We start from the raw sequence: 213 nt of genomic DNA, 5'->3' as shown, positions 1-213 counted from the left end.
CTCATTTTAGAGTGCTGATATAGCTCAGATGGTAGAGCGCATCCTTGGTAAGGATGAGGTCGGCAGTTCGATTCTGCCTATCAGCACCAGCTCTAAGCCTCTAAGCAAAGTTTTCCTTTTGATATATACTTTACTACCGATATTTTTTGGTTGCGTGGTCATCTCAAAAGCCACCTAAATCCGTACCTAGAGGGACAATTCATGTCTAAAGAG

The 213-nt window shown here is 42.7% G+C and carries 1 tRNA gene; it reads left to right on the top strand.

The window, feature by feature from the left end:
* The first annotated feature begins 13 nt into the window (after nt 1–13).
* Nucleotides 14–89 (top strand) — tRNA-Thr (locus GOU96_RS18560).
* Nucleotides 90–213 lie beyond the last annotated feature (124 nt).

The organism is Vibrio sp. R-1, from assembly GCF_035615595.1.
GTDB lineage: Bacteria > Pseudomonadota > Gammaproteobacteria > Enterobacterales > Vibrionaceae > Vibrio > Vibrio cholerae.
Note: the sequence above shows the minus strand (reverse complement) of the source record. Positions and strands in the feature narration are given on the sequence as shown.